Origin of the sequence: Nocardioides malaquae (assembly GCF_015070385.1) — a bacterium.
GTDB lineage: Bacteria > Actinomycetota > Actinomycetes > Propionibacteriales > Nocardioidaceae > Nocardioides > Nocardioides malaquae.
The window spans coordinates 1-253 of sequence record NZ_JADCSA010000767.1 but is presented as its reverse complement, the minus strand read 5'-3'; the positions used below and the strand labels follow the sequence as shown (position 1 = coordinate 253).

Genomic DNA, 253 nt, shown 5'->3' with positions numbered 1-253 from the left:
GTAGCGTAGCAACAATTGCCAAGTATTCTGCTTTCTGCACAACTCTCTGCTACACAGTTAGAAATCATTCTTCATCAACATCTTCCTTTACGCCATGCATGGGCTCGAATGATATGGTTCTGTACTGCTGCCATTTTACCTGTTGTGCCATCATTGTACCATAAGACCAAGATGATAGCCTTGGATCAAGGCTATCATCATAGATGTATTTTATTGATTTGGGCATTTTGCACATCATACAAAGGTAAAAGTC

General features: G+C 39.9%; 1 protein-coding gene. It reads right to left on the bottom strand.

What is annotated here, in order from left to right; all coding sequences use genetic code 11:
- Window positions 1-64 precede the first annotated feature (64 nt).
- Window positions 65-253 (bottom strand): hypothetical protein (locus IEQ44_RS17365; RefSeq protein ID WP_227487678.1); only part of this gene is annotated, 189 nt, incomplete at its 5' end.